A 13,987-nucleotide genomic window follows, 5' to 3' on the forward strand; every position below is an offset into this window, starting at 1 on the left:
GCGGAGCGCCGGGCCCTTCGGAGGCCGGGTCAGCGGACGGGGTGGCCCGCCGCACGCAGGCTCTCCTTGACGTCGGCGATGGTGAACTCGCCGAAGTGGAAGACCGTGGCGGCCAGCACCGCGTCGGCGCCCGCCTCGACCGCGGGCACGAAGTGCTCCACCGCGCCCGCACCGCCCGAGGCGATCAGCGGTACGTCCACCCGGGCCCGCACCGCCCGGATCAGCTCCAGGTCGAAGCCCTGCTTGGTGCCGTCGGCGTCCATCGAGTTGAGCAGGATCTCCCCCGCCCCCAGGTCGGCGGCGCGCTCGCACCACTGGAGGGCGTCGATGCCGGTCCCCCTGCGGCCGCCGTGCGTGGTCACCTCGAAGCCGCTCGGGGTGGGCGCGTCGCCCTCGCGGACCCGCCGCACGTCGGCGGACAGCACCAGGACCTGGCGGCCGAACCGCTCGGCGATCTCCCCGATCAGCTCCGGCCGGGCGATCGCCGCGGTGTTCACGCCCACCTTGTCGGCGCCCGCCCGCAACAGCCGGTCCACGTCGTCGGCGGTGCGCACCCCGCCGCCCACGGTCAGCGGGATGAACACCTGGTCGGCGGTGCGGCGCACCACGTCGTAGGTGGTCTCCCGGTCGCCGCTGGAGGCGGTGACGTCCAGGAAGGTCAGCTCGTCGGCGCCCCCCGCGTCGTAGGTCCCGGCCAGTTCGACCGGGTCGCCCGCGTCGCGCAGGTTCTCGAAGTTGACGCCCTTGACCACCCGCCCGGCGTCCACGTCCAGGCAGGGGATGACACGGATCGCGAGGCTCATCGCGCCGCCGCCACGGTCGCCAGCGCGTCCTGGAGGGTGAACGCGCCCTCGTACAGGGCGGTGCCCATGATGGCGCCCTCCACACCCAGCGGCACCAGGTCCGCGATGGCCCGCAGGTCGTCCAGGCAGGACACCCCGCCGCTGGCCACCACCGGCTTGTCGGTGCGCTCGCACACGGTGCGCAGCAGGTCCAGGTTGGGGCCCTTGAGGGTGCCGTCCTTGTTGACGTCGGTGACGACGTACCGGGCGCAGCCCTGCGACTCCAGGCGCTCCAGGGTCTCGAAGAGGTCGCCGCCGTCGCGGGTCCAGCCGCGCGCGGCCAGGGTGGTGCCGCGCACGTCCAGGCCGATCGCGATCCTGTCCCCGTGCTCGGCGATGATCTTCGCGCACCACTCGGGGTCCTCCAGGGCGGCGGTGCCGATGTTCACCCGGGTGCAGCCGGTGGCCAGGGCCGCGGCCAGCGACTCGTCGTCGCGGATGCCGCCGGACATCTCCACCTTGACGTCGAGGCGGTCCACGATGGTGCGCAGCAGGTCGCGGTTGTGGCCGCGGCCGAAGGCGGCGTCCAGGTCCACCAGGTGGATCCACTCCGCGCCCGCCTCCTGCCAGGCCTGCGCGGCCGCGAAGGGGTCGCCGTACTGTCCGCCCGACCCGGCCCTGCCCTGGACGAGTTGGACGGCCTGGCCGCCGGACACGTCCACGGCGGGCAGGAGTTCGAGTGCGGGCGGGTTGGTCTTTCCGGTCATCGGGTTTGTGGGGTGGATCCCCCGGCCTTCAGGCCGGGGAGGAAACCCCTGCCTCCTTCTGGATGGTGTAGGCATAGCCGTCGGCCCGTTGCAGGAGCCGAAGGTTCTTGTACGAGGTCTTCACCGCCCCGTGCGGGGCGGCGACGGTGTGGCCGCCGGTCGAGCGCACCGCGACCCGACCAATATGGGTTCCGGCGTTCTTGCCCTTCGGGACCACAGCGCGGACCAGGTCGCCGGTGGCGAATCCGAAGAACCGCTTGGTGCGCGGCAGCCGCAGCCGGGGGAACCCGTACCGGTCGGTGCGGGTACGGGCATAGGACCCGCGCCCCGCACACCCCGCGACCAGCACCGTGCCCACGAGCTCGGTGACGGTGTCGGCCTTTCCGATGACCAAGGCATCGAGGGTGTGGGATTTTGGCAGCCGGTTGCGGGTCCGGTTCCACTTGGTGCGCCCACCGCTGCCCACACGGGTGGGCAGACGGGTGTCCAGGGCCCGCCACAACGCCCACCGGGTCGCGTTGACCGCGGCGGCATCCCGCAGCGGGGCCTTCGCACGGGCCATGATCTTGGCCAGGATCTTCGGATCGGAGACGAACTCCTCCACCGGCCGGTCGGCCTTGCGCTCGTTGCAGGGCACGCACGCCAGCACCAGGTTGGCCACCCGGTCCGAACCGCCCCGGGAGCGCGGGTGGACGTGGTCGATGTTCAACGGAACACCGGTCACACCGCAGTAGACGCAGGTGCGGCCGCACTTGGCCAACAGGTACTCGCGGACCTCGAACCCGTGCAGGGTGCCCTGCTGGTATTCGGCCCCTTCCAACGGTTCGCCTGCGGACAGGGCGTGGGTGTCGAACGCGACCCGCTCCACGTGCACAGCCCTGAGGGGCGCCCACCGGGAGAGCCGGTCCACCCATGACAGGGCGGTCTCCACCCGGTGGCGCAGGGACGGGGCCAACCACCCCCGAGGGCGGGTGCGGTTGTCGAACCGGGGCGCGCGGTGGCGCAGGTTCGCGGTACGGCGACGGCGCCGGTAGGCGGAGCGCTGCCCCATCTTCTTGCGGATCCGGTCCCCCCGGTGGTCGAGCCGGAGGGCGTACCGGCCCCGCCGCTCACCCGCCTGGGAGGTGAACACGGCGATACCGGTGTGCTTCGATCCCGGGTCGATGCCGATCTCGACGCCGTCGATCTCGGAGTCGGTGGCGGTGCGGTCTTTGAGCCTGATGGTGAACGGGGTGTGGCGGGCCACCACCGCCCGGCCCCGGGCCAGGAGCTTGCGGGCTCTGGCCGGTGGGCAGGGTTGCAGGGGTGTGCCGTGGCGGTCGAGGACGAACACGTACGCCCGGGACTGCTTGGTGTGGGCCTCACGGCCCTGCTCCCCGGCCCCCGAGGGGGGCTCGGGGGTGACGCCACCGGCACCGGGTGAGGTGCCGGTGGTCTCCCCTCGACCATGTTCCGCACCGGGTGCCACCGTCGTGCGGTGGTGTCCGCGCCCCGTTTCGTTCCCGATCCGGGGAGTGTCTACTGGCGCGGATTCCAGAGCAGGCCGCTGAGGAAGCACGTCCTGGTGGGTCTGCCGTCCTGTGCGGAACGTAGCCATCAAGGTCACCTCCCTATAGGTGATGGCTGGGTCTGGTAACGGCGGCCCTCGACCCGGGAGGTCGAAAGCTCCCGCCTCCAGGCGAGAGATCCCGTTACGGGGCCTTCTCGTGCTCGTCGGTCCGAAAAACTATGCCTGCGGGAGGGTGGCGACCCAGTTGGCCAGGATGCGGGCCCCGGTGTCGCCGGACTTCTCCGGGTGGAACTGGGTGGCCCACAGCGGCCCGTTCTCGACCGCCGCCACGAAGGGTTCCCCGTGCTCGGCCCAGGTCACCTTGGGCGGGGCCATGCGCGGGTTGTCGAAGGTGAGCTCCCAGCTGCGCACCGCGTAGGAGTGCACGAAGTAGAAGCGGTCCTGCGGTGTGATCCCCGCGAACAGCCGTGAGTCCTGCGGGGCGCGGACGGTGTTCCAGCCCATGTGCGGCAGGATCGGGGCGTTCAGGCGCTCCACCGTGCCGGGCCACTCCCCGCACCCCTGGGTGACCTCGTCCTCGGCCTGCGGGTCGGCGCGTTCCACACCCTTGTCGAACAGCACCTGCATGCCCACGCAGATGCCCAGCACCGGGCGGCCGCCGGCCAGGCGGCGGCCGATGATGCGGTCGCCGTGCGCCTGCCTCAACCCGGCCATGCAGGCGCTGAAGGCGCCCACGCCCGGGACGACCAGGCCGTCGGCGTCCAGCGCGGCGTGCGGGTCGGAGGTGACGGTGACGTCGGCGCCGGTGCGCTCCATGGCGCGCTGGGCCGAACGCAGATTGCCCGACCCGTAGTCGAACACGACCACGCGTGGCGGCATGGTGTTCCTCCCCTTAGAAGTAGTCCAGGCGCAGGACGCCCGAGGCCGCGGCGAGCACCGCGCACCCGGCCAGGGCGACGGCGATGGGCCTGTTGGTCTTCCACATGGCGTAGGCGCCTCCGCCGAGGAAGCCGCTCAACACGATGAGGAGCAGTCCCCACAGGTCGGCGTCCATCTACAGGGCGCCCTTGGTGGAGGGGATCCCGGTGACCCGGGGGTCCTTCTCTGTGGCGAAGCGCAGCGCCCGCGCCAGCGCCTTGAACTGGCACTCGACGATGTGGTGGGCGTTGCGCCCGTAGGGGACGCGGACGTGCAGGGCGACCCGGGCCTGGGCGACGAACGACTCCAGGATGTGCCGGGTCATGGTGGTGTCGTAGTCGCGGCCGATGGTCGGCGCCATGCCCTCGGGCTCGCTGTGCACCAGGTAGGGGCGGCCGGACACGTCGACGGTCACCTCGGCCAGGGCCTCGTCCAGGGGCACCTTGGCGTCGGCGAAGCGGCGGATGCCGGCCTTGTCGCCCAGGGCCTCGCGGAAGGCGGCGCCCAGGGCCAGGGCGGTGTCCTCCATGGTGTGGTGGGAGTCGATGTGCAGGTCGCCCTCGGTGCGCACGGTCAGGTCGAACAGGCCGTGCTTGGCGAGCTGGTCCAGCATGTGGTCGAAGAAGCCGACGCCGGTGGAGACGTCGGCGACGCCGCTGCCGTCCAGGTCGATCTCGACCAGGACCTTGGTCTCCTTGGTGGCGCGCTCCACGCGTCCGATGCGGCTCATGGTGGGTCCTCCTGTTGGGAAAGGGGCGGGTCAGCGTCCGGTGACGCGCAGCAGGGAGTCGCGGAAGGCGGCCATCTCCTGCGGGGTGCCGACGGTGACGCGCAGCCAGCCGGGCGGGCCGACCTCGCGGACGAGGACCTGGTGGTCGAGCAGGGCCTCCCACACCTTGGTGCGGTCCTCGAACTCGCCGAACAGGACGAAGTTGGCGTCGGAGTCGGCGACGGCGAACCCGTGGGCGCGCAGCCACTCCACCAGGGAGTCGCGTTCGGCGCGCAGGTCGGCGACGGTGCCCAGGAGTTCGTCGGCGTGGTCCAGGGCGACCAGGGCGACGGTCTGGGTGACGGCCGACAGGTGGTACGGCAGGCGGACCAGTTGCAGGGCGTCCACCACGGCGGGGTGCGCGGCCAGGTAGCCCAGGCGGGCCCCGGCCAGCGCGAACGCCTTGGACATGGTGCGCGAGACGATCAGGCGCGGGTGGTCGGCCAGCAGGCCCAGGGCGCTGGGGGTGCCCTCCCGGCGGAACTCGGCGTAGGCCTCGTCCACGACGACCACGCCCGGCGCGGCGGCGGCGATGCGCTCGATGTCGGCGATCGGCAGCGCCGTTCCGGTGGGGTTGTTGGGCGAGGTCAGGAAGATGACGCTGGGCGCGTGCTCGGCGATGGCGGCCAGGGCGGCGTCCACGTCGATGCGGAAGTCCGCGGTGCGGGGCACCGGCGCCCAGGCGGTGCCGGTGCCGCGGGAGATGATGGGGTGCATCGAGTAGGACGGCTCGAAGCCCATCGCGGTGCGGCCGGGTCCGCCGAAGGCCTGGAGGATCTGCTGGAGGATCTCGTTGGACCCGTTGGCCGCCCACACGCCGGCGGTGGTCAGGCCGTGGCCGAGGTATTCGGCCAGGCCCTGGCGCAGCCGGACGGCGTCGCGGTCGGGGTAGCGGTTCAGTCCCACCGCGGTCTCGGCGACGGCGTCGGCCAGGGCGCGGGCCAGCCGCTCCGACGGCGGGTGCGGGTTCTCGTTGGTGTTGAGGACCACCGGCACGTCGATCTGCGGGGCGCCGTAGGGCGAGCGGCCGCGCAGGTCGTCGCGCAGGGGCAGGTCGTTCAGAGTGAAGCTCACGGGTGTCACGCTCATGGTCGGTCGTGGTCGGTGCGGTGTACGGGCCCCGCGCGGACGCGGGCCGGACCCGGGCGGGGTCCGGGGCGCCGCCGCACCGTCCGTTCGGTCGCGGCCCGGCTAGGCCTCGGGGAAGCGCGCGGCGACGGCCTCGCCGTGGGCGGGCAGGTCCTCGGCCCGGGCGAGGGTGATGACGTGGTGGGCGACGTCGGCCAGCGCGTCACGGTCGTACTCGACCACGTGCACCCCGCGCAGGAAGGTCTGCACGCTCAGTCCGCCGCTGTGGCAGGCGCACCCGCCGGTGGGCAGCACGTGGTTGGACCCCGCGGCGTAGTCGCCGAGGGAGACCGGGGCGTAGGCGCCGACGAAGATCGCCCCGGCGTTGCGCACGCGGGCCGCGACGGCGGCGGCGTCGGCGGTCATGACCTCCAGGTGTTCGGCGGCGTAGGCGTTGACGACGTCGAGGCCGTGGTCGAGGTCGTCGACCAGGACGATGCCGGACTGGGGCCCGGACAGGGCCTCGCGGACGCGGTCGGCGTGCCGGGTGGCGGCGGTGCGGACGCGCAGGCGGTCGACGACGGCGTCGGCCAGGGCCTCGTCCGGGGTGACCAGGACGGAGGCGGCCACCACGTCGTGCTCGGCCTGGCTGATGAGGTCGGCGGCGACGTGGTCGGGGTCGGCGGTGGCGTCGGCCAGGACGGCGATCTCGGTCGGGCCCGCCTCGGCGTCGATGCCGATGACCCCCTTGAGGAGGCGTTTGGCGGCGGCGACCCAGATGTTGCCGGGGCCGGTGACCATGTCGGCGCGGGCGCACTCGCCGGCGCCGTGGGCGAACATGGCGACGGCCTGGGCGCCGCCCACGGCGTAGACCTCGTCGACGCCGAGCAGGGCGCAGGCGGCGAGGATGGTGGGGTGCGGCAGGCCGCCGAACTCCTTCTGCGGCGGCGAGGTGACCGCCAGGGAGCGCACCCCCGCCTCCTGGGCGGGGACGACGTTCATGATGACGCTGGACGGGTAGACGGCGCGGCCGCCCGGCACGTAGAGGCCGACCCGGTCGACCGGGATCCAGCGTTCGGTGACGGTCCCGCCCGGGACGACCTGTGTGGTGTGGTCGGTGCGGCGCTGGTCGCGGTGGACCTTGCGGGCGCGGCGGACGGACTCCTCCAGCGCGGCGCGCACGGCCGGGTCGAGGTCGGTCAGGGCGGCGTCGATCGCGTCCTTGGGGACGCGGATGTCGGTGAGCCGGACCCCGTCGAAGCGTTCGGTGAGCTCGATCAGCGCCTCGACACCGCGATGGCGGACGTCCTCGCACAGGGGGCGCACGCGCTCGGCGGCGTCGGCCACGTCCATGGCCGCGCGCGGAAGGGCGTCGCGGGGGTCGTCCTGGCTGCCTCGGAGGTCGATTCGACTGATCACGCCCCCAGTCTAGGGGGCGATGCCCGACGGGTGGGCTCGGGCGTCCGGATGGTGGACACCACACCGGTGCCGATGGGGCGGGCAGGTCGCTTCGGGGCAATCGCCACCAGCGGGAACGAAAACGCCGAATAAGTTCCGCCTTACTTTGGCATACCTTACCTAAATGACATCGAGAAAGATGTTGGAAAGGCTTGCCTAACGAATTAGGCGGCGTTTCGATGATTTTCAAGAATGGCTTTTCATGGGTTATTGTAGGGGCATGACTTCGAGCAAGAGCAGCGATAGCGGCCTTTCCAAGTTCCACCGCCTCCTCGTCGACCAGGTGCGGCACGAGTTCACGGCCTCCCACCAGTACGTGGCCCTCGCCGCCTGGTTCGACACGCACGACCTGCCCCAGTTGGCGCGGGTGTTCTACGAGCAGTCCCTGGAGGAGCGCGACCACGCCATGATGCTGGTGCGCTACCTCATCGACCGGGACGTCGACTTCGCCCTCCAGGGCGTGGACGAGATCGAGACCGACTTCGCCGCGCCGCGCGACCTGGTCGCCCTGGCCCTGCGCCAGGAGCGCGAGGTCTCCGACCAGTTCCAGCGCCTGGCCAAGGTCGCCCGCGACGAGGACGACTACACCGGCGAGCAGTTCCTCCAGTGGTTCATCCAGGAACAGGTGGAGGAGATCGCCAAGATGTCCACCCTGCTGAACGTGGTGGACCGCTCCAACGGGAATCTGTTCCACGTGGAGACCTTCGTGGCCCGCGACATGCCCAGCGAGGACAACGGCAGCCAGAGCGCTCCGGCCACCGCCGGCCCCGCCGTTTCCTAGGCGGTTCCCCGCCGGGCCGCCGCGCCGGTTCGACGCCCCCGGGGCGCCCGGTTCCGACCGGGTGCCCCCGCCGGGTGTCCGAACCCGTACGGCCGTGACGAAAGGCATACTGGGGCCATGGCCCAGGCTCTGCCGATCTTTCCGTTGAACACCGTTCTGTTCCCCGGTGTGAACGTCCCCCTGCACGTCTTCGAGCCGCGCTACCGGCGGCTGGTCTCCGAACTGCTCGGCCCCACCCTCACCCGCGGTGAACTCGCCGGGCGCGACCGCTCCCCGCGGCGCTTCGGGGTGGTGTGGATCGAGCTGGGGCACGAGGTGGCGGCCACCTCCTCCGCGCAGAGCACCGAGAACCCGGTCGGGGCGCCCACCCTGGGCGGCGACGTCCGGCTGCCCCGGGTGAGCGCCACCGGCTGCACCGCCCTGGTCCGCAACGTGCGCACCTACGACGACGGCCGCTACGACCTGGTGGTGGAGGGCGGCACCCGGTTCACCGTCGAGGACCTGTCGGAGGTCGACGCCTCCTCCCCCGACGTCTACCCCACCGCGTCGGTGTCGTTCCTGCCCGAGGGGGTCGGCCCCGACGCCGACGAGCACGCCGAGCGGGTCCGGGCGCTGTTCGAGGTCTACCGGGAGCGGCTGTCCGCGGCCGGGCTGAGCCCGGGGACGTTCGTTGACCCGCCCAAGGACCCCATCCCGCTGTCGTACGCCCTGTCCGAGGCGGTCGTGCTCGACCAGGCCGAGAAGCAGCGGCTGCTGGAGGCCGAGGACGCCGCGACCCGGCTGGCCGTGCTGGCCCGGTTCCTGCGCCGGGAGAACCGCATCGTGCACACGCCGACCCTGAACACGCTGCCCGCCGGCCCGTTCCTCAACAACGGGGTCTCCTTCAACTGACGGCGGCGGACACGGCCGCCGCGGGGCCTTCTTCCCCGGTCCGGGCGCCGCGGGGCGCCGGGTTCGTTAGCCTGCCCTACAGACCAGGCGCCCGGGGGTAGGGCGCGCCTTCGACGAGGGACCGGGGAACCGATGAGCGGAAAGGCCACGCCCGCCACCGTGGCGGCCGGACGGACCAAGACCACCTACACCCTGCACCCGTACGAGACGGCCGACGGGGACGGCCGCTCCTACGGCACGGACGCCGCGGACGCGCTCGGGGTCCCCCACGAGCAGGTGTTCAAGACGCTGGTGGCCGAGGTGGACGGGGTCCTGACGGTGGGGGTCGTGCCGGTGAGCACCTCGCTGGACCTCAAGGCGCTGGCGTCCGCCGTGGGCGGGAAGAAGGCCGTGATGGCCGACCCGGCCAGGGCGGAGAAGGCCACCGGGTACGTGCGCGGCGGGATCAGCCCGCTGGGGCAGCGCAAGCGGCTGCGCACGGTCGTCGACGCGTCCGCGCGGGAGCAGCCGACGGTGTACGTGTCGGCGGGGCGGCGGGGGCTCCAGATGGAGCTGGCGCCCGCCGACCTCATCACGCTCACCGAGGCGGTGGTCGCCCCCATCGGCGCGGCCTGACCCGGCACGGAGATCGGGAGCGGGGGCGGTGGGCCGACCGGGGCCGCCGGGAACAAAGTAGCGCAGGCCTGGTCACAAGGGGACATCGACTGTTGCCGCCCCCACTACCCAGGGGTAGCTTTGTGACATGGGTAACACTTCATCCCCCTTCTCGTCGGTTCCGGACATGTTCGCCTCCCGTGTGGCCCAGAGCGGCGACGCGACGGCGTTCACCTACCCCGTTCCCAACAGCACCGGTGCTCCCGAGACCTGGGAGACCCTGACCTGGTCGCAGACCCGCGACCGGGTCCGCGACCTCGCCCTGGGCCTGCACTCCCTCGGGGTCACCTCGCAGGCCCGTTGCGCCATCGCCTCCTCCACCAGGATCGAGTGGATCCTGGCCGACCTGGCCATCCTGTGCGCGGGCGGCGCCTCCACCACCGTCTACCCCTCCTCCACCGCCGCCGACTCGGCGTACATCATCTCCGACTCCGGCAGCATGCTGGTCTTCGCCGAGAACGCCGACCAGGTCGCCAAGCTGGTGGACCAGCGGGCGCAGATCCCCGGAGTGTCCAAGGTCGTCGTCTTCGACGGCGAGGGCGGCCACGACGGCTGGGTCATCACCCTGGACGAGCTGGCCGCCCTGGGCGCCGGGCTGCACGAGGAGAGGCCCGAGCTGTTCGACGAACTCGTCAAGGCCGTCGAGCCCGACCACATCGCCACCCTCATCTACACCTCCGGCAGTACCGGGCGCCCCAAGGGGGTGCGGCTCGACCACGCCAACTGGCTGTACGAGGCCAAGGCGCTCCAGGACCTGGACGAGGAGCTGCGCGGCCAGGGCTGGGAGCTGCTCGGCCCCGACGACGTGCAGTACCTGTGGCTGCCGCTGTCCCACGTGTTCGGCAAGCTCATGCAGGTCAACCAGTTGCAGATCGGGTTCACCACCGCCGTGGACGGGCGGGTCGACAAGATCGTCGACAACCTGTCCGTGGTCCGGCCGACCTTCATGGCGGCCGCCCCCCGCATCTTCGAGAAGGTGTACAACCGGGTCGTCATGCAGGCCAAGGAGGGCGGCGCCGCCAAGTTCCGCATCTTCAAGTGGGCCGTGGGCGTCGGCGACCGGGTGGCCCGGCTCAAGGAGGACGGCAAGGAGCCCACCGGCGCCCTGGCCCTACAGCACAAGGTCGCCGACCGGCTCGTCTTCGCCAAGCTGCGCGCCCGTTTCGGCGACCGGCTGAAGTTCTTCATCTCCGGCAGCGCCCCGCTGGCCCCCGAGATCGGCCGGTTCTTCTACGGCGCCGGGATCGTCATCCTGGAGGGCTACGGCCTCACCGAGACCAGCGCGGGATCCTTCCTCAACCGGCCCGGCGGCATCAGGTTCGGGACGGTCGGCATGCCGATGCCCGGCACCGAGGTGAAGCTCGCCGAGGACGGCGAGATCCTGCTGCGCGGCGGCGGCGTCATGCGCGGCTACCACAACCTGTCGGGCGCCACCGAGGAGGTCATCGACCAGGACGGCTGGTTCGCCACCGGCGACATCGGCGTCCTGGAGGACGGCAGGCTCCGCATCACCGACCGCAAGAAGGAGCTCATCAAGACCGCCAACGGCAAGTACGTGGCGCCGCAGCACCTGGAGAGCCGGTTCAAGGCGCTGTGCCCCTACGTCAGCAACCTGGTGGTGCACGGCGACCGCCGGTCCTACTGCGTGGCGCTGGTCGCGCTGGACCCCGAGGCCATCACGACCTGGGCACAGGAGAACGGCCTGGGCGGCCTCGACTACTCCGCGCTCACCGGGGAGCCGAAGGTGCGCGCGATGGTCCAGGAGGCCATCGACGAGCTCAACAGGGACCTGCCCCGGCACGAGACCGTCAAGAAGTTCGCGATCCTGCCCAACGACCTGACCGTGGAGGGCGGCGAGATCACGCCGAGCCTGAAGATGCGGCGCCGGGCGGTGGAGAGCAAGTACCAGGACATCCTGGACGGTATGTACGAGGACAGCGTCCAGACCATCTGATCCGGGTCAGCGCGTCAGCGGGTCCGGCCCCTCGCCCACCGGCGAGGGGCCCGGCCACGGTGTGTCGGGGGCGGCCGCGGCGGGCCGGGCGGGCCGGGGCACACCCGGCAGGTCCCGGCGGATCATGCTGATCAGGTCGAGCAGGGCGTACTGGAGCACGAAGACGAAGGGCCAGGCCACCAGGAACGCCGTGGCCTCCAGGTGCAGGCCCACGGTGACGTCGTCGCCGGCCTGCGCCCGCGCCAGCGCCGTGTGCAGGGGCGTGTCCAGCAGCACGCCGATCCGCCAGGTGAGCAGGGTCCCCGCCGACGAGCCGAGGAACCCCGCGAGCAGGCACCACAGGCGCAGGTCGCGCGGGTGCCTGCGGGACAGGGGGAACTGCACCATGTAGACGACGTAGCCGCCGAAGAGCCCCGCCAGCGCGGTGATGAGGACGAAGGTCCCCTCCCCCGCGAACAGGGCCTCGGTGGTGCCGGTGAAGACGTCCCCCTCGCCCAGGGCCGTGCCCCGGGCCCGGTCCGGGGCCAGGAGCCACCAGATCGGACCGAGCAGCGCGCCGGCCGCGGCCAGCGCCCCGAACACCCAGGCGGCCACGATCAGCGGTCGCGGCCCACGCGGCGCATCCGCGCCGTTCCGGTCGTCCATCTGCGGTCTTCTCCTCGCCCTCGTGCCCTCACCACGGAAAACCAGTGGATCGGCGGCATGACCGGAACGGAGAATACCGGCATGAGCGACAAGAACAGCACTCTGCACCTTCCCCTGACCGCCCGTGTCGACCCCCCGATGGCCGCCGACGAGCGCACCATGCTCACCTCCTGGCTGGACTGGCACCGCGCCACGGTCCACGCCAAGTGCGCCGGCCTGGACCCGGCCCTGTCCGCGGCCGCGCCGCTGCCGACCTCACCGCTGATGACCGTGGGCGGTGTCGTGTCCCATCTGCGCTGGGTGGAGGCGTTCTGGTTCGGGAGCGCGATGCTGGACCAGCCGGACCTGGCCCCCTACAGCGAGCAGGACCCCGACGCCGAGTGGCGGCTGGGGTCCGAGGTCCCCCTGGGGGTGCTGCTGGAGGAGTACGAGACCCAGTGCGCCCGGTCGCGGGAGATCACCGCCAGACTCGAACTCGGGTCGTCCTCGCGCAAGGTCCTGGGCGCCCGGGGGCGGACCACCCTGCGCTGGGTGTTGATGCACATGATCGAGGAGACCGCCCGGCACAACGGGCACCTGGACCTGCTGCGCGAACTCGCCGACGGCACCACCGGGGAATGAGAACGGCGCACGGAGGCACGAAAAAAGGGCGTGGAGAGCGTCGGCGGGGACCGCCATGATGGGGTGATGACGGAATACACCCTCCCGGCCGCACCCGACCGCATCGACCCGCCGATGGCCGCCGACGAGCGCACCATGCTCACCACGTGGCTGGACTGGCACCGCGCCACGGTCCACGCCAAGTGCGCGGGCATCGCCGCCGAACACGCGACGGCCACCCCGCTGCCCACCTCACCGCTGATGAGCGTGGGCGCGATCGTGTCCCACCTGCGCTGGGTGGAGCACGCCTGGTTCGAGTGGATCATGCTGGGGCAGCCCGAGAACGGGTACGCGACCCCCGAGGACCCGGACGCCGAGTGGCGGCGCGGCAACGAGGTGCCGCTGGGGACGCTGCTCGAAGAGTACGAGATGCAGTGCGAGCGCTCGCGGGAGATCACCGCGGAACTGGAGCTGGGCACCCACGCCGTGCGCCACCGCGCGGGCGAGGACGCCACGACGCTGCGCTGGGTGCTGGTGCACCTGATCGAGGAGACCGCCCGGCACAACGGGCACCTGGACGTCCTGCGCGAACTCGCCGACGGCACCACGGGAGAGTAGCCGGACGGGGAACGACGAGGGGCCCGCCGCACGGGGTCGATGCACACGACCGCGCGGCGGGCCCTCGGTGTCCTGCGGGATCAGTCCCGGTCGCCCCCGTCCTCGGGCCCGTCCTCGGCGAGGATGCGGTACAGGCCGCGCTTGCTCTCGGCCAGCAGCCGCTTGGCGCGGTCCACCTGCTCGGGCGTGCCGGCCTGGGCGACCTGGAAGGCGGCGGCGCCGAGCTGGGCGGCCAGGGCGCCGACCTCCTCGTACCGGGAGCGGTCGTCGGCGTAGGCGTCGGCGGCGGCCTCCCACGGCGGGGTCAGGTCGGCGCCGTGCTCCTCAAGGTGGTCGATGCCCTCCTCGGTGAGCCGGTAGGGGCGGCGGCGGCCCTCACCCTCCTCCTGGACGATGAGCCCCTCGTCCTCCAACTGCTGGAGCATCGGGTAGATGGAGCCGGGGCTGGGGCGCCAGGCCCCGCCGCTGCGCTCGCGGCCCTCCCGGATGATCTCGTAGCCGCTGCGCGGCTCCTCGGCCAGCAGCATCAGGATGCCGGTGCGCACGTCGCCGCGCCGGGCGCGGGGCCCGCC

Annotated in this window: 16 protein-coding genes; 6 read left to right on the forward strand and 10 right to left on the reverse strand. The window is 72.2% G+C overall.

Annotated features, from left to right (window positions below):
* Positions 1-29 precede the first annotated feature (29 nt).
* The 8 genes from hisF to hisD all read right to left on the reverse strand — a co-directional run bounded on the left by hisF (position 30) and on the right by hisD (position 7,233).
* Positions 30-803 (reverse strand): imidazole glycerol phosphate synthase subunit HisF, encoded by a 774-nt coding sequence (gene hisF / locus QJS33_RS29425; RefSeq protein ID WP_306371338.1) that lies wholly within the window; start codon positions 801-803, stop codon positions 30-32.
* Positions 800-1,549 (reverse strand): bifunctional 1-(5-phosphoribosyl)-5-((5-phosphoribosylamino)methylideneamino)imidazole-4-carboxamide isomerase/phosphoribosylanthranilate isomerase PriA, encoded by a 750-nt coding sequence (priA, locus tag QJS33_RS29430; protein ID WP_306371339.1) that lies wholly within the window; start codon positions 1,547-1,549, stop codon positions 800-802. Before priA ends, hisF begins: the two co-directional genes overlap by 4 nt.
* A 28-nt stretch (positions 1,550-1,577) precedes the next feature.
* Positions 1,578-3,017, reverse strand: coding sequence for an RNA-guided endonuclease IscB (iscB, locus tag QJS33_RS29435; RefSeq protein ID WP_372339740.1), 1,440 nt, complete (start codon positions 3,015-3,017; stop codon positions 1,578-1,580).
* 258 nt (positions 3,018-3,275) lie between these two features.
* Positions 3,276-3,938: an imidazole glycerol phosphate synthase subunit HisH gene (gene hisH, locus QJS33_RS29440; protein ID WP_306371341.1), complete on the reverse strand. Its 663-nt coding sequence runs from the start codon at positions 3,936-3,938 to the stop codon at positions 3,276-3,278.
* Positions 3,939-3,951: 13 nt separating this feature from the next.
* The gene (locus QJS33_RS29445; RefSeq protein ID WP_306371342.1) at positions 3,952-4,113 is read right to left on the reverse strand and encodes a hypothetical protein; all 162 of its coding nucleotides are present in this window, start codon (positions 4,111-4,113) and stop codon (positions 3,952-3,954) included.
* A complete protein-coding gene (hisB, locus tag QJS33_RS29450) occupies positions 4,114-4,707 on the reverse strand; it encodes an imidazoleglycerol-phosphate dehydratase HisB (RefSeq protein ID WP_306371343.1) in 594 nt (197 codons plus the stop codon).
* Between the two features lie 30 nt (positions 4,708-4,737).
* Complete coding sequence (locus QJS33_RS29455; protein WP_306371344.1) at positions 4,738-5,835, reverse strand: histidinol-phosphate transaminase; 1,098 nt, start codon at positions 5,833-5,835, stop codon at positions 4,738-4,740.
* 102 nt (positions 5,836-5,937) lie between these two features.
* The gene (gene hisD, locus QJS33_RS29460) at positions 5,938-7,233 is read right to left on the reverse strand and encodes a histidinol dehydrogenase (RefSeq protein ID WP_372339741.1); all 1,296 of its coding nucleotides are present in this window, start codon (positions 7,231-7,233) and stop codon (positions 5,938-5,940) included.
* 259 nt (positions 7,234-7,492) lie between these two features.
* Here hisD and QJS33_RS29465 point away from each other — a divergent pair, with 259 nt between their 5' ends.
* The 4 genes from QJS33_RS29465 to QJS33_RS29480 all read left to right on the forward strand — a co-directional run bounded on the left by QJS33_RS29465 (position 7,493) and on the right by QJS33_RS29480 (position 11,552).
* Positions 7,493-8,053 carry a ferritin gene (locus QJS33_RS29465; protein ID WP_306371345.1) on the forward strand — a complete coding sequence of 187 codons (561 nt, stop codon included), beginning with the start codon at positions 7,493-7,495 and terminating at the stop codon, positions 8,051-8,053.
* A 117-nt stretch (positions 8,054-8,170) separates the two neighbouring features.
* Entirely contained in the window at positions 8,171-8,944 is a 774-nt protein-coding gene (locus QJS33_RS29470) for an LON peptidase substrate-binding domain-containing protein (RefSeq protein WP_306371346.1), read from the forward strand.
* A gap of 159 nt (positions 8,945-9,103) precedes the next feature.
* Complete coding sequence (gene ybaK / locus QJS33_RS29475; RefSeq protein WP_306371353.1) at positions 9,104-9,559, forward strand: Cys-tRNA(Pro) deacylase; 456 nt, start codon at positions 9,104-9,106, stop codon at positions 9,557-9,559.
* Between the two features lie 127 nt (positions 9,560-9,686).
* Positions 9,687-11,552, forward strand: coding sequence for a long-chain fatty acid--CoA ligase (locus QJS33_RS29480; RefSeq protein ID WP_306371347.1), 1,866 nt, complete (start codon positions 9,687-9,689; stop codon positions 11,550-11,552).
* A 6-nt stretch (positions 11,553-11,558) separates the two neighbouring features.
* Here the strand turns inward: QJS33_RS29480 and QJS33_RS29485 are convergent, their stop codons facing one another.
* A complete protein-coding gene (locus QJS33_RS29485) occupies positions 11,559-12,197 on the reverse strand; it encodes a hypothetical protein (protein ID WP_306371348.1) in 639 nt (212 codons plus the stop codon).
* A gap of 81 nt (positions 12,198-12,278) precedes the next feature.
* Between QJS33_RS29485 and QJS33_RS29490 the strand changes: the two genes are divergently transcribed.
* Positions 12,279-12,818, forward strand: coding sequence for a DinB family protein (locus tag QJS33_RS29490; protein WP_306371349.1), 540 nt, complete (start codon positions 12,279-12,281; stop codon positions 12,816-12,818).
* A 66-nt stretch (positions 12,819-12,884) separates the two neighbouring features.
* Positions 12,885-13,415 (forward strand): DinB family protein, encoded by a 531-nt coding sequence (locus tag QJS33_RS29495; RefSeq protein ID WP_306371350.1) that lies wholly within the window; start codon positions 12,885-12,887, stop codon positions 13,413-13,415.
* Positions 13,416-13,495: 80 nt separating this feature from the next.
* Here QJS33_RS29495 and QJS33_RS29500 read toward each other — a convergent pair.
* The coding region (locus QJS33_RS29500; RefSeq protein ID WP_306371351.1) for a PadR family transcriptional regulator at positions 13,496-13,987 on the reverse strand (492 nt) is incomplete at its 5' end.

The organism is Nocardiopsis sp. CC223A (assembly GCF_030766825.1).
Taxonomy (GTDB): domain Bacteria; phylum Actinomycetota; class Actinomycetes; order Streptosporangiales; family Streptosporangiaceae; genus Nocardiopsis.

Coding starts and splice junctions, on each gene's coding strand:
- hisF (WP_306371338.1), bottom strand. CDS start 803: ATGAGCCTCGCGATCCGTGTCATCCCCTGCCTGGACGTGGACGCCGGG.
- priA (WP_306371339.1), bottom strand. CDS start 1,549: ATGACCGGAAAGACCAACCCGCCCGCACTCGAACTCCTGCCCGCCGTG.
- hisH (WP_306371341.1), bottom strand. CDS start 3,938: ATGCCGCCACGCGTGGTCGTGTTCGACTACGGGTCGGGCAATCTGCGT.
- QJS33_RS29445 (WP_306371342.1), bottom strand. CDS start 4,113: ATGGACGCCGACCTGTGGGGACTGCTCCTCATCGTGTTGAGCGGCTTC.
- hisB (WP_306371343.1), bottom strand. CDS start 4,707: ATGAGCCGCATCGGACGCGTGGAGCGCGCCACCAAGGAGACCAAGGTC.
- QJS33_RS29455 (WP_306371344.1), bottom strand. CDS start 5,835: ATGAGCGTGACACCCGTGAGCTTCACTCTGAACGACCTGCCCCTGCGC.
- QJS33_RS29465 (WP_306371345.1), top strand. CDS start 7,493: ATGACTTCGAGCAAGAGCAGCGATAGCGGCCTTTCCAAGTTCCACCGC.
- QJS33_RS29470 (WP_306371346.1), top strand. CDS start 8,171: ATGGCCCAGGCTCTGCCGATCTTTCCGTTGAACACCGTTCTGTTCCCC.
- QJS33_RS29480 (WP_306371347.1), top strand. CDS start 9,687: ATGGGTAACACTTCATCCCCCTTCTCGTCGGTTCCGGACATGTTCGCC.
- QJS33_RS29485 (WP_306371348.1), bottom strand. CDS start 12,197: ATGGACGACCGGAACGGCGCGGATGCGCCGCGTGGGCCGCGACCGCTG.
- QJS33_RS29490 (WP_306371349.1), top strand. CDS start 12,279: ATGAGCGACAAGAACAGCACTCTGCACCTTCCCCTGACCGCCCGTGTC.
- QJS33_RS29495 (WP_306371350.1), top strand. CDS start 12,885: ATGACGGAATACACCCTCCCGGCCGCACCCGACCGCATCGACCCGCCG.